The following is a 13,786-nucleotide window of genomic DNA, read 5'->3' as shown; positions in this document are numbered from 1 at the left end:
GAGCGAATAACAGTTCGTGTATGGCATTTCGGACGACGATTGGCTGGTCACTCATCACGTCAGGTGTCGTTACACTCTTACTCGCGTATCTCCCGTATCCGTCCTTCTATTGGGGTATCGGTCTCCTCGTCGTCGGAATTCTCGTATTCGTCACGCGCCGGATTTATTGAAAGAGACAGCGCTCAAAGGCTCGTCTATACTGATTATATTGATCGTAGGGAGAACCACATCTCTCAGTCGTTGTTGGTTTCAAAGGGACCGTTTCGCGCGTTTTGAGCGACGATTCCCTCGGGTTCGACTCGTCACCGCTCTCGCCTCGAGGCGTCGCGCTTATCCCCGCGCCGGTCGAACGTGGCACAATGGCTACACCCCGCGTTCCGGGTGACGATATCGGTAGTTTCGAGCTTCCCTGCGGCACCGAAATCGACCCGCGAGAGATCGATCTGGGGATGCGCGAATACAGCTGTTCCTGCGGCGAGACCCACGCCGTCGTGACGGACGTCCATCCCCCCTCACGATTTTTCCCCGAATCGTTCGTCGCGGTGCTCGAGGAGACCATCGAGACTGCCGACGACTTCGACAGTTTCGGCACGCCGCACTTGCTCGGCGTGACCATGGAGGAGTTCCCAGAACAGGTTGCCTCCTACGACGCGGCCGACGACGGCAGCGTCGGCTACACGCTGGTCTGGGTCACGGACTTCGACTCGAGACGGCTGCACGAGATCGTCGTCGAACTGGTCGTCGAACTCATGGACCACGCGATGAGCCACGCCGGTGACGATCAGGCGATTTCGCAGTTCGAACGGCAGCTGCTCGAGTTCGACGTCGAGGCGTTCGTCGAGGAGTACCGGGAGGCCCGGGAGTTCGAGACCGAGCACGATCAGGCGCTGTGAGTATAGACACAGGTAATCGGATTCTCGTAGGGAAAAGAGACTGCGTACTGTCCGGCGAAGAATAGACTCTATACTGCCTAATCAGTGCTGAATCAGTTGGAACGAATCCGACCCTACTGAACTTGAGAATACTGGACCGAAGGGCCACCGCTCGAAGGGACAGTACTCGAGTACGCCACGAACACTGGCAACACGGATTTCCACACCCTCCCCAACCGATTCCCTCGCTCACGAGTTCGCTCACTCATCCCTCGCACATCTTTCTGCACGGTTCGCTGTCCGCTCACCCTGCATGAGCGCGCGCCACCCGCGACTCGAGTACGTTCGAGCGACCTCGAAATCGAGTAGGTTCGAAATTCGAAATTCGATTTCGAGAATCGTACTGTTTCGTGGGGCTTATTACGATGTACGAACTTCGGACGAACAAGACCAATGAGTACGGACAATCAGAGCGGGGGCGAGACCACAGACGAGGAGCGCACGATCCTGCTGATCGGCAGCGGCCCGATTCAGATCGGGCAGGCGGCGGAGTTCGACTACTCCGGCGCGCAGGCCTGCCGGGCCTTACAGGAAGAAGGCGCTCGAGTCGTTCTCGTGAACTCGAATCCGGCGACGATCATGACCGATCCGGAGATGGCGGATCGCGTCTACATCGAGCCGATCACGACCGACGCCATCGCCGAGATCATCGAGGCGGAAAACCCCGACGGTGTCATCGCCGGGCTGGGTGGTCAGACCGGGCTGAACGTCACCGCCGAACTCGCCGAGGAGGGCGTCTTAGAGGAACACGACGTCGAGATCATGGGGACGCCGCTCGAGACGATCTACGCGACCGAGGACCGCGATCTGTTCCGCCAGCGCATGGAGAAGATCGGCCAGCCGGTTCCGGCCTCGACGACGATCTCCCTCGACGAGGACGAGTCCGTCTCGGAACTGACCGAGGAGGACCTCGAGGACCGCGTGCAGGCGGCCGTCGACGAGGTCGGCGGCCTTCCCGTTATCGCACGCACCACCTACACGCTCGGGGGGTCGGGCTCGGGCGTCGTCCACGAGTTCGACGAACTCCTCGCTCGCGTCCGCAAGGGGCTTCGCCTCTCGAGAAACAGCGAGGTGCTGATCACCGAGTCCATCGCGGGCTGGGTCGAGTACGAGTACGAGGTGATGCGCGACGCCGACGATTCGTGTATCATCATCTGCAACATGGAGAACATCGACCCGATGGGCATCCACACCGGGGAGTCGACGGTCGTCACGCCCTCGCAGATCGTCCCCGACGAGGGCCACCAGGAGATGCGCACCGCCGCGCTCGACGTGATCCGCGAACTCGGCATTCAGGGCGGCTGTAACATCCAGTTCGCCTGGCACGACGACGGCACCCCCGGCGGCGAGTACCGCGTCGTCGAGGTCAACCCGCGCGTCTCCCGTTCCTCCGCCCTGGCCTCCAAGGCGACGGGGTACCCGATCGCTCGCGTGACCGCGAAGGTCGCGCTCGGCAAGCGCCTCCACGAGATCCAAAACGAGATCACGGGCGAGACGACCGCCGCGTTCGAGCCGGCGATCGACTACGTCGTCACCAAAGTCCCGCGCTGGCCCAAGGACAAGTTCGACGACGTCGACTTCGAACTGACGACCGCGATGAAGTCGACCGGCGAGGCGATGGCCATCGGCCGCACCTTCGAGGAGAGCCTGCTCAAGGCGCTTCGCTCCTCGGAGTACGAACCCGACGTCGACTGGGCCGACGTGGACGACGCGGAACTCGAGGATCACTACCTCGAGCGCCCGTCGCCCGACCGACCGTACGCGATGTTCGAGGCCTTCGAACGCGGCTACACCGTCGACGAAGTCGTCGAACTCACGGGAATTTTCGAGTGGTACACCGAACGCTATCAGCGCATCGCCGAGTCGATGCGAGCCGCACAGAACGGCGACTTCACCGAAGCCGCCATCGCGGGCCACACGAACACCTCGATCGCCGCGACGACGGGCTCGACCGTCGATACCGTCGAGACCGACGTGCCCGGCCGCACGTACAAGCAGGTCGACACCTGCGCCGGCGAGTTCGAGGCCGAAACGCCGTACTACTACTCGGCGCGCAAGTCCGAGTTCGACAAGGGGCCGCTCGTCGGCGACGCCGCCGCGGGCGAACTCGAGGTCGACCGCGACATCGAGAGCATCATCGTCGTCGGCGGCGGGCCGATCCGCATCGGGCAGGGCGTCGAGTTCGACTACTGCTCGGTCCACGCGGTTCGCGCGTTGAGAGAGCTCGGCATCGACGCGCACGTCGTCAACAACAACCCCGAAACCGTCTCGACCGACTACGACACTTCCGACGGCCTCTTCTTCGAGCCGATCACGGCCGAGGAGGTCGCCGACGTGGCGGAGGCGGCGGACGCCGACGGCGTCATGATCCAGTTCGGCGGCCAGACTTCGGTCAACATCGGCGAACCGCTCCACGACGAGATCGAACGCCGCGGCCTCGACTGTGACGTCATGGGAACCAGCGTCGAGGCGATGGACCTCGCGGAGGACCGCGACCGCTTCAACGCGCTGATGGACGAGATGGGCGTCGCCCAGCCCGACGGCGGGACGGCCACTTCGAAGGACGAAGCCCTCGAGCTGGCCCACGATATCGGCTACCCCGTCCTCGTCCGCCCGAGCTACGTGCTCGGCGGCCGCGCGATGGAAGTCGTCCACGACGACGCCGAACTCGAGGAGTACATCGAGGAAGCGGTTCGCGTCGCGCCGGACAAACCGATCCTCGTTGACGAGTTCTTAGAGGACGCGGTCGAACTCGACGTGGACGCCGTCTCCGACGGCCGCTCGGTGCTCATCGGCGGCATCATGGAACACGTCGAGAGCGCGGGCGTCCACTCGGGCGACTCCGCCTGTATGATCCCGCCGCGCTCGCTCGAGGAGGACACCTTAGAGCGCGTCCGCGAGGTGACCGAGGACATCGCGACGGCGCTCAAGACTCGCGGTCTGATGAACGTCCAGCTCGCCGTCCAGGACGGCGAGGTGTACGTGCTCGAGGCCAACCCGCGCTCCTCGCGCACCGTGCCGTTCGTCTCGAAGGCGACCGGCGTTCCGATCGCCAAACTCGCCGCGAAGGTGATGGCCGGCGAGACCTTAGAGAGCCTCGGCGTCGAGGAGCAGATCCCCGAACACACCTCCATCAAGGAGGTCGTCCTACCGTTCGACCGCCTGCCGGGATCGGACCCGCGTCTCGGCCCGGAGATGAAGTCGACCGGCGAAGTGATGGGAACGGCAAGCGAGTTCGGCACGGCCTACTGGAAGGCCCAGCAGGCGTCCCACAACGCGGTCAGCGAGGGAACCGCCGTCGTCGACTTCGATATCGACGGCTTCGAAGCACACTTCGAAATCGCCGAGTTCGACGACGTTCCACAGGCCATCCGCGAAGGGAAGGTCGACTTCGTCGTCAGCCGCGACCGCGATTCGCTCGAGATGGCCGTCGAAGAAGAGATTCCGTACCTCTCGACGGAAGCCAGCGCGGAAGCGTACGTCGAGGGACTCGAGTCGGCAGGCGGCAACCTCGAGGTCGAGACGGTCTCCGACCGACCGAAACGCGCCGCTCGCTGGGGAGCCGACGAGTAGCCGATCGCTTCTCCCTTTCTCGCGTTCGTCGTAGCCGCTGCAGGCTGTAGACTAATACGCCGAGAGCGCGGAGCGACGCCCATGCCGACAGCATCCGATCTGCTCGTCACCTGCCTCGAGGCCGAGGGGGTCGACCGCGTGTTTGGTCTGCCGGGCGAAGAGATCGAAGACCTGCTGTTCTCGCTCCGGGATTCCGAGATCGATTTCGTTCCGACGCGCCACGAGCAGGGCGCGGCGTTTATGGCCGACGTTCACGGCCGGTTGACCGGCGAGGCCGGCGTCTGTTTGTCGACGCTCGGCCCCGGCGCGACGAACCTCATCACCGGTGTCGCCGACGCACAACTGGACAAGAGTCCCGTCGTCGCGATCACTGGCCAGGGCGATCGTGAGCGGTTACACAAGGAGAGCCATCAGGCCCTCGACGTGGTCGACGTGTTCGAGCCGATCGTCACGTGGAATACGCAGATTTCGGACCCCGAAACCGTCCCGGAGTCGGTGCGCAAAGCGTTCAAGCTCGCGGAGTACGAGAAGCCGGGAGCGACCCACCTCGAGTTTCCGGAAGACATTGCCCGCGAGGAGATCGAATCCACACCGATCTCGGGTCGCGAACGGGTTCGGCGTCCGGATCCCGACGACGAATCGGTCGAACGGGCCGCGACGCTGATCGAATCCGCAGCGCGCCCGATCGTCCTCGCCGGCAACGGAGCGGTTCGAACGCGTAGCTCCGACAGCATCCGCGCGCTCGTCGATCGGCTCGAGATTCCCGTCGTCGCGACGTACATGGGGAAGGGCGCGATTTCCGACCGGCACGCCGCGTCGCTGATGACGCTCGATTCGGGGCCGAACGGCGAAGCCGCGACGGCCATCGAGCGGGCCGATTGCGTGGTCGCGGTCGGGTACGATATCGCCGAACACGACCCCGCCGGCTGGAACCCGGATCTCGAGAAGTCGATCGTTCACGTCGATATCGAGCCCGCGGAGGTGTATCGTCACTACACGCCCGACGTGGAGATCGTCGCCGACACCGGTGCGTCGCTCGCCGCGATCGCGGATCGAGTCGCCGCCGACGCGTGTTCGTTGTGGTGTGAAGACGCCCACGATCGGATCCTCGAGGCGGCGACGGCGGATCCGACCGACGACGATCCGATCACCGTCGAAAACGTCCTTCCGTTGTTGCGCGAGGCGATGGCCGACGAGGACGTGCTCGTCTCCGACGTTGGCACGCACAAGATGAAAATCGCCCGCGGGTTCCCGACCTACGAACCGAATACCTGCATCGTTTCGAACGGACTGGCGAGCATGGGAATCGCGGTTCCGGGAGCGCTCGCCGCCGACCTCGCGGTCGACGCGAACGTCGTCGCTGGCACCGGCGACGGCGGTTTCCTGATGAACGCCGCGGAACTCGAGACGGCGACCCGACTCGAGTGTTCGTTCACGGTCGTCGTGTTCGTCGACGACGATTACGGGTTGATCTCCGCCCAGCAGCGTGCGACACGCGGCGAGCACTTCGGGACGACGCTCACGAATCCGGAGTTCGTCGCGTTCGCCGAATCGTTCGGAATCGACGCCTCCCGTCCCGAGACGTGGGACGAAATCGAACGAGCGTTCGACGAGGCGATTCCGTCCGACGAACTCACGCTACTGGCGATCCAACTCGATTGACGAGCCTCGGCGACGGGCGAACGATCGATACACGGACACGCCCAAACCGGCGATCCACCGAACCCTGTCGAACTAACGAATCCGCTGATTCAATACCCTCTGTCGATCCAACATCCGCTGTCGATCCAGCAACCCCCTTTCGACTCACTCCGTTCCCTGATTCGATTATGCGACGTATTCGCCCGGATCGACCGCCTCGCCGTCGATTTCGACGTCCGGTTGCTCGCCCGTGAGGGTGATGTCCGTTACGTCCCCGGAGAACTGGAACTCGAGGTGCTCGGAGTCGACGGCTCCTTCGACGGTCGTTCCCGACGCGATGATCGCGTCTTCGAAGGGGTCCTCAGTGGTCGGTTCGATCGTTCCATCCACGGTGATCTCGAAGTTTGACGGCGTTTCGCTGCCGCCGATCGTTAGTCGCTGTGTCATACACTGGGACAAATTCGAACAGCACATCATAAGTTTTCCCTATCAGTAAACAGTAAGAAAGTCCGAACGTCGGGTGTGCCTGACCATCAGTCGATCCGAACGAGCCCGCTCGACGACAGGTCGAAGCCGCGGCCAGGACCGTTCGCAACCCTAAAGCGGACGGACTCTGTGGATCAGATATGGAGTATCACGAGGCGGCGGATTTCCTCTTTAGTCTGCGGCGGTTCCGTCCGAAACCGGGGACGGAGTCGACGGCCGACCTCCTGGCCCACCTCGAGAACCCGCACGAGGGCGTCGATTTCGTCCAGATCGCGGGCTCGAACGGCAAGGGGTCGACCGCGCGAATGTTAGAGCGAACGCTTCGCGAAGCCGGTCTCTCGGTCGGACTCTACACCTCACCGCATCTCGAGGACCTGCGCGAGCGCGTTCGCGTCGACGGCCGCAAGATTCCCCGCGCTGCGGTTTGCTCGTTCGTCGAATCGACTCGCGACTACGTCACCGAACGCGGAGCCGACGGCGAGTCCCCGACCTTTTTCGAGACGATGACCGGGCTCGCACTCTGGTATTTCGGCCAGGAAGAAGTCGACGTCGCGGTCCTCGAGGTCGGTATCGGCGGCAAGTTCGATGCGACGAGCGTCGTCGATCCGGTCGCCAGCGCCGTGACGAGCGTCAGCCTCGAGCACACCGGCATCATCGGCGAGACGAAAGCGGAGATCGCTCACGACAAGGCACACGTCGCACCGACGGACGCGCCGCTCGTGACCGGCGTGACCGACGAGACGCTCGAGGCGATTCGTTCGGTTGCGGGCGACGTGCTGACCGTCGGGACCGACGGCGAGACGCTCGAGCACGGGGCGGGTGATCGTCAGCCGAGTGACCGATCGTCGTCCGTGGCCCAGCCGGACGTTCGAGTTACCTACAACGGTCGGGCGAACCACGTCGAAGCCGAAATCGAACTCGTCGGCAACGACTGGACCCTCGAGACGCGGATTCCGCTGCCGGGCGAACACCAGGCCGAAAACGCGGGGATCGCGGCGGCGCTCGCCCGACAGGTGGCGGACGTGACCGACGCCGAACTCGTGCGAGGCTTGCGAAACGCCCACTGGCCCGGCCGGTTCGAGGTGCTCGATACCGACCCGCTGATCGTCCTCGACGGCGCGCACAACCCCGGCGCGTGCGAGCGGGTCGCCGAAACCCTCTCGACGTACGAATACGACGACCTCCACCTCGTGTTCGGCGCGATGCACGACAAGGACCACCGCGAGATGGCCGCCGCGCTGCCGACGCCCGACTCGGTCGTCGCCTGCGAACCGACAGTGGACCGGGCCGAAGACCGGGCGGTCCTCGCGGAAGTCTTCGCCGATGCCGGCGTCGATGCTGACGACGTTCACACGGACTCGGCCGTGCAGGACGCCCTCTCGAGCGCGCTCGAGCGAGCGGGCGACGATGACGCGGTGGTCGTCACCGGCTCGCTCTTTGCGGTCGCCGAGGCCCGGTCTCGATGGACCTCGACCGACGTCCCAAAGCGAATCCAGTCGCTCGAGGACGCCCGCGAAACGCTCGAGGGAGCCGACGTCACCGAAAAGGGCGTCTACCGGATGCGCGGGAAGGCCGTCCACCGCGTCGTCAAGACGAACCTGCAGTACAGACAGGCTTCGTACCTGAAACAGGAGCTTCTGAGCCTCGGCGGCGAGTGTGCCCTCTCGGGCTTACAGCGCGAGGACGAGCGAACCGACGCCGTCCTGATGGGGACGCTCGCGCAGTTCAAGCGCCTGACCGACAAACTCGAGGCCCAGCCCTACGGGTTGGCCGAGGTGGCTCGCGAACTGCGCGAGACGCTCGATATCGGCAGGTCGGAACCCGACCGAGCGTATCCGTGGCGGGATCGAACGGCCGTGATGGGAATCCTGAACGTGACGCCCGATAGCTTCCACGACGGCGGCGAGTACGGCGACGTAGCGGATGCCGTGGCCCGCGCCGAGGCGATGATCGAGGCCGGCGTCGACGTGATCGACATCGGCGGGGAATCCACTCGTCCCGGTGCCGACCCGGTCTCGATCGAGGAGGAGATCGATCGCGTCGTCCCGGTCGTCGAACGACTCGAGGAGCGCTCGCTCGCCGACGACGTGCTCATCTCGATCGACACGCGCAAGGCGGGCGTCGCCGAAGCCGCCCTCGAGGCCGGCGCGGACATCCTGAACGACGTCTCGGGGCTCGAGGATCCCGAGATGCGGTTCGTCGCCGCCGAGTACGACGCGCCGCTGATCGTGATGCACAGCATCGACGCGCCCGTCGTACCGGACCGGGATATCGACTACGACGACGTCGTCGAGGACGTGATCGACGAACTCGCGGAACTCGTGTTGCTCGCCGAGAAAGCGGGTCTCGACCGCGAGCAGATCATCGTCGATCCGGGGCTCGGATTCGGCAAGTCGCCTCGAGACGGGTTCGAAATCTTGCGCCGAACCGACGAGTTTCGGGCGCTCGGCTCGCCGATCCTCATCGGCCACTCCCACAAGTCGATGTTCGATTCGATCACCGACGAGTCAGAGGACCGGTTCGTTCCGACGGTCGCGGCGAGCGCGCTCGCGGCCGATCGGGGTGCCGACATCGTCCGCGTCCACGACGTGCCCGAAACCGTCGCCGCGGTGAAGACGGCACTCGCCACGTCGAATCCTGATCTGGTGGTCGACGACGACCTCGAGTGGTAGCCCGTAGTCACCTGCCGGCCCACCTTTCAACCGTCTCGAGCGAGTAGCCCCGTCGATGCGGGCTCTCCCCGCTATCGAATACAATGACTGAGGATTCTCTTTCCAACGCCAAGGACGAACTGGGTCTCGAGACGAACGATGGCGACAACGATACCGACCGATCGGGGCTCGAAGCGCTCATTCGGACGGGTGCGAGCGACGGCTCGCTGGCGCTTGCGGGCGGTGGCGCGTTCCTTCTGGCGGGCGTTCGTTCTATCGCTCGAGGCAGGTTTCGGGCGATCGGACAGCTCGCCCTGGGCGGCGGACTCCTCAAACTCGGCCAGTACCAGCGACGGAACCGCGATGGAACGGCGATCGAACGGGCCCTCGATCGTCGAGGAGGTGACGAAACGGCGGCGAACGAAACGGACGGGAAAGCGCTGTCTGATGAGGCACACACTGCAGCCGAGCGTCACGATCTCGGTCGAACGGCCCAGACCGACGAGGACGGCGACGTGAGCGCCGACGCAGAACTCGGCGCGTCGCGGAACGACGACCCCAATTCGGACGTCGACTTCTCCGAGGACACCGACGAGCTATCTCACTCCCGTCCGGGGGTCGAAGGCGAGAGCGATCCGCGGCGGGGTACGGACGACGACGCCGTCGGGATCGACGTTTCGGACTCGGCGCTCGCGGAAGAGCCCGCCGAAGCGACCGGACCGGATCCAGAACAAGCCCAGCCGTCGCAGACGGAGGGGACCGAACCCGAGACAACCGTCGACGAAGACGCTTCCCACATGCGAGCCGACACGCCGGACGAACCTCGCGCCGATGCCGACGGTGAGAACGAGGAACCGCACGCCGATGCCGGTGATGAGATCGACGGAACTGCCGAACGCGCCGTCGACTCGGAAGACGACGAAGACGACCGGTAAGTCCCGCACTCGAGAGCCGTTTTTCCACTCCGGTCGGCAACTATCACAAACATACATTACGATGAGGTCACAACTGGCGGGTAGAGATGTCTTCCGGAGATTTCGACGGATACGGCGGTCGACACGTCCCCGAACCGCTCGAGGAGCCCCTCGAGCAACTCGCGGCCGCGTACGACGAGATCGGAACGAGCGACGAGTTTCAGGCCAAGTTGCGCGCCCTGCTCGAGGAGTTCGCCGGGCGGCCGACGCCGCTGTATTACGCGAGCAACCTGAGCGAGCGCTACGGCACCGAGATCTACCTCAAACGCGAGGATTTGCTCCACGGCGGCGCACACAAGATCAACAACGCACTCGGACAGGCGCTGCTGGCGAAACGCGCCGGCAGGGATCGCCTGATCGCCGAAACCGGCGCCGGCCAGCACGGCACCGCGACGGCGATGGTCGGCGCCCTGCTCGACCTCGAGACGGAGATCTACATGGGGAAAAAGGACGTCGAACGCCAGGAGATGAACGTCTTCCGGATGCGACTGATGGGGGCCGAGGTCAACGAAGTGACCCGCGGGGGCGAAGGGCTGGCCGACGCCGTCGACGCCGCGCTCGAGGACTTCGCTCGGAACGTCGACGACACGCACTACCTCGTCGGTAGCGTCGTCGGTCCGGACCCGTTCCCGCGGATGGTTCGGGACTTCCAGAGCGTCATCGGCCGGGAGGCTCGCGAGCAGTTCGTCGAACGGACGGGCGAACTACCCGACGCCGCGGTCGCCTGCGTCGGCGGCGGCTCGAACGCCATCGGGCTCTTTCACGCCTTCCGCGACGATCCCGTCGACTTCTACGGGGCCGAAGGCGGCGGCGAGGGATCGGACTCGAGTCGCCACGCGGCACCGCTCTCGAGCGGGGCGGACGACGTCATCCACGGGATGAAAACCCGCGTCATCGACGAGGACGTCGAGGTCCACTCCGTCTCGGCAGGGCTCGACTACCCCGGCGTCGGTCCCGAACACGCCATGTTCCGCGCCGTCGGCCGCTGTGAGTACAGCGGGGTCACCGACGACGCGGCTCTCGCCGCGTTCAGGGAACTCAGCGAAACGGAAGGGATCATCCCGGCCCTCGAGTCGAGCCACGGCCTCGCTCGAGCGATTCAACTGGCCGAGGAGACCGACCACGAGCGCATCCTCGTCAACCTCTCGGGACGCGGAGACAAGGACATGGAAACCGCAGCCGAGAAGTTCGATCTCTGATCAGTCGTCTGACCGCATGACTGTCGGTGAGTGCCCAACCTATTTATCGGACTACACGAACCCTGTGAATAATGGTCGAAGATGCAATCGTCCGCCGTCTCAACATCGTCATCGTCCTGCTGGTCGCCGTCCTCGGTATCCTCGTGTGGCCCCTTCTTCCGTCCCTCATCCTCCTGGTCGGTGTCGGACTTTTTCTCGTCCTTGGCGGTGCGCTCGTCTGGTCGCTGATACGGGGGCTGTAACGTCCTGCGTTACTTTCTCTGTGTAATTCTGTAAAGGCAGTCAATACCTTACAACACACCGGATTGGTCCTGAAGCGTCCGGTAGAGTTCGAGGTAGCGGTCGCTGACCGCACTCCGGTCGAACGTGGCGAATCGGTCGTCGTAGTCGCGGTACTCGAGGTCGCCCGCGTCGATGATGGCGTTCGTTAGCTCCTGTTCGCTGGTGGTCCGAAAGCCACGGTCCCAGCCCTCGACGAGTTCGTGCGCGCTCGAGTCGGCGTGATACTCGACGATCCCGACACAGCCCGAGGCGAGCGCCCAGAGCATCTCCGTCGGAAAGACACAGCGTTCGGCGGTCTGAGCGAAGACGTGTGCGCCCCGGTAGACGGCGATCCGTTCCTCGCGGGGGAGTTCGCCGGCGAACCGAACCCGGTCGTCGATCCGAAGGTCGCTTGCCAACCCCTCGTAGCGTCCGCGTTCGGGACCGTCGCCGATGACGACCGCCTTCCAGCCCCGCTGGCGAATCTCCGCCAGCGCGAGCAGCAGGCTCTCTAGGTTCGCACCCTCGTCGAGCCGACGGGCGTAGACCACCTCGATCTGTTCGGCCGGCGAAACGTTTCGAATCCGCTCGATGTCGATCTGGTTCGGAATCGGCGTCACCTGCTCGGTTTCGGCACCGATCTCTTGTACCCAGGTGCCGACGAGTTCCGAGGGAGTCACGATCCGGTCGGGCTGGCTCGTCGCCCACCGGGTGACCCTGTCCTCGGCGACCCCGTCGTCGCCGTACCACTCGAGGACGAACGGGCAGCGAGCTAGCCTCGAACCCCAGTTGGCGGCGATCACCTGCCCCGGTGGTCGCGCGTTCGCGTGGATGATATCCGGTCGAGCCGAGGCGAGGACGAACGGCAACCGAAGCAGAAAGGACGAACGCGCCTCGAGACCCGAGGAGACGGCGTGATAGGTAATGTCCTCGCGTTCGTGGACCGACGCCTCGCCGGCCCAAAACTGCGCACAGAAGACGTGGACGTCGTGTCCGCCGTCTCGGTGTCCCTCGACGACGTCGCGAAACCGCCGGTTCGTCTCGGTCTCTCGATGCTCGAGCGTTTCGAACGAGACGAACGCGACGTGCATATGCCGTCGGGACGTAGCCCCGGATTAAAAAATCACCTAAGTTACTGGACGGATGGGCCGTCGAGGTTACTGGATGGGTAGGTCGTATAGATTCGACCGTTGGGAGTCGTTCGCCTCGAGGAGTGCTCGTTCGAGAACACGCGCGACATCTCTGTTTCAAGCCGATCTGGGCTGTCCGCGGTAGTCGACAGAATCACGACTGAACGCGGTGGCCGCGGCAGATACTCACGTCACTCGTCGTCGGACCTCGAGTCCTCTATCGTTTCGTCGATGAACTCGTCGAGGTCGTCGAGCGGGCTGGCTTCCTCGTCGTCATCGGCGTCGTCTTCATCCTCCGCTTCGGTATCGTCGCTGTCAGCGTCGTCTTCTTCACTGTCGTCGTCCGTGTCTGATTCGCTCGTCCCATCCCCGTCGCCATCACTTTCGTCCGTCTCGTCGTCTTCTCCATCCTCGGTATCAGGTTCTTCACCATCACTTTCCGCGTCGTCACCTTCCTCGTCGTCTTCTTCGTCGTTTTCTTCTTCACTCTCATCTTCCTCGTCCGGTTCCTCTTCCGTCTCGTCGGAGATGCTATCTTCCTCGGGCGGTCCCTCCTCCTCGTCGGACTCATTTCCTATCGCGTCTATTGGTTCATCACTGCTCTCGTTCGATTCGTCATCGGACGAGTTTCCGTCGCTTCCCGCCCCGCTATCGGTCGAATTGACATCCGACGATCCCTCGAGGTCGCCGAGTGACTCCGGATCATTGTCGCCGGCCGTATCCCCGTCGAAAAATCCCGGGCCGACCACTGCGACCGTCAGACCGAACGCGACGAGGACGACCAGCACCGTGAGGACGACCGTCGTGACTGGAACGAACTGTTCTCCGTCGCCGGACTCGGCCTCGTCTGCCATCGTCCGTACCGTTCTGTATTCCTGTATTTCGTTAACCACTCCCCAACACCGCCGCCCACAACTCCCGGTCTTGGCCCGCTCGCAG

10 protein-coding genes are annotated in these 13,786 nt (G+C 64.2%); 7 read left to right on the top strand and 3 right to left on the bottom strand.

The window, feature by feature from the left end:
* The first annotated feature begins 359 nt into the window (after positions 1 to 359).
* The 3 genes from HALLA_RS10810 to HALLA_RS10800 all read left to right on the top strand — a co-directional run bounded on the left by HALLA_RS10810 (position 360) and on the right by HALLA_RS10800 (position 6,167).
* Positions 360 to 893, top strand: coding sequence for a DUF5815 family protein (locus HALLA_RS10810; protein WP_049954088.1), 534 nt, complete (start codon positions 360 to 362; stop codon positions 891 to 893).
* 432 nt (positions 894 to 1,325) lie between these two features.
* The gene (gene carB, locus HALLA_RS10805; protein WP_049953356.1) at positions 1,326 to 4,505 is read left to right on the top strand and encodes a carbamoyl-phosphate synthase large subunit; all 3,180 of its coding nucleotides are present in this window, start codon (positions 1,326 to 1,328) and stop codon (positions 4,503 to 4,505) included.
* An 81-nt stretch (positions 4,506 to 4,586) separates the two neighbouring features.
* Entirely contained in the window at positions 4,587 to 6,167 is a 1,581-nt protein-coding gene (locus tag HALLA_RS10800) for an acetolactate synthase large subunit (protein WP_049953355.1), read from the top strand.
* A gap of 165 nt (positions 6,168 to 6,332) precedes the next feature.
* Here HALLA_RS10800 and HALLA_RS10795 read toward each other — a convergent pair whose 3' ends face one another.
* Positions 6,333 to 6,593, bottom strand: a complete 261-nt coding sequence (locus HALLA_RS10795) for a hypothetical protein (protein WP_049953354.1) — start codon at positions 6,591 to 6,593, stop codon at positions 6,333 to 6,335.
* A gap of 179 nt (positions 6,594 to 6,772) precedes the next feature.
* On the opposite strand from HALLA_RS10795, the gene folP reads away from it, so the two are divergent.
* The 4 genes from folP to HALLA_RS21070 all read left to right on the top strand — a co-directional run bounded on the left by folP (position 6,773) and on the right by HALLA_RS21070 (position 11,698).
* Positions 6,773 to 9,304, top strand: a complete 2,532-nt coding sequence (gene folP / locus HALLA_RS10790; RefSeq protein ID WP_049953353.1) for a dihydropteroate synthase — start codon at positions 6,773 to 6,775, stop codon at positions 9,302 to 9,304.
* Between the two features lie 83 nt (positions 9,305 to 9,387).
* Positions 9,388 to 10,218 (top strand): hypothetical protein, encoded by an 831-nt coding sequence (locus tag HALLA_RS10785; RefSeq protein ID WP_049953352.1) that lies wholly within the window; start codon positions 9,388 to 9,390, stop codon positions 10,216 to 10,218.
* An 86-nt stretch (positions 10,219 to 10,304) separates the two neighbouring features.
* Positions 10,305 to 11,456: a tryptophan synthase subunit beta gene (gene trpB / locus HALLA_RS10780; protein ID WP_049953351.1), complete on the top strand. Its 1,152-nt coding sequence runs from the start codon at positions 10,305 to 10,307 to the stop codon at positions 11,454 to 11,456.
* 71 nt (positions 11,457 to 11,527) lie between these two features.
* Positions 11,528 to 11,698, top strand: a complete 171-nt coding sequence (locus tag HALLA_RS21070; protein WP_169732132.1) for a hypothetical protein — start codon at positions 11,528 to 11,530, stop codon at positions 11,696 to 11,698.
* Between the two features lie 48 nt (positions 11,699 to 11,746).
* Here the strand turns inward: HALLA_RS21070 and HALLA_RS10775 are convergent, their stop codons facing one another.
* Positions 11,747 to 12,808 carry a glycosyltransferase family 4 protein gene (locus tag HALLA_RS10775; RefSeq protein ID WP_049953350.1) on the bottom strand — a complete coding sequence of 354 codons (1,062 nt, stop codon included), beginning with the start codon at positions 12,806 to 12,808 and terminating at the stop codon, positions 11,747 to 11,749.
* Between the two features lie 230 nt (positions 12,809 to 13,038).
* Entirely contained in the window at positions 13,039 to 13,701 is a 663-nt protein-coding gene (locus HALLA_RS10770) for a hypothetical protein (RefSeq protein ID WP_049953349.1), read from the bottom strand.
* Between the last annotated feature and the right edge of the window lie 85 nt (positions 13,702 to 13,786).

The organism is Halostagnicola larsenii XH-48, from assembly GCF_000517625.1.
Lineage (GTDB): Archaea > Halobacteriota > Halobacteria > Halobacteriales > Natrialbaceae > Halostagnicola > Halostagnicola larsenii.
This window is presented reverse-complemented; position numbering and strand designations above follow the sequence as displayed.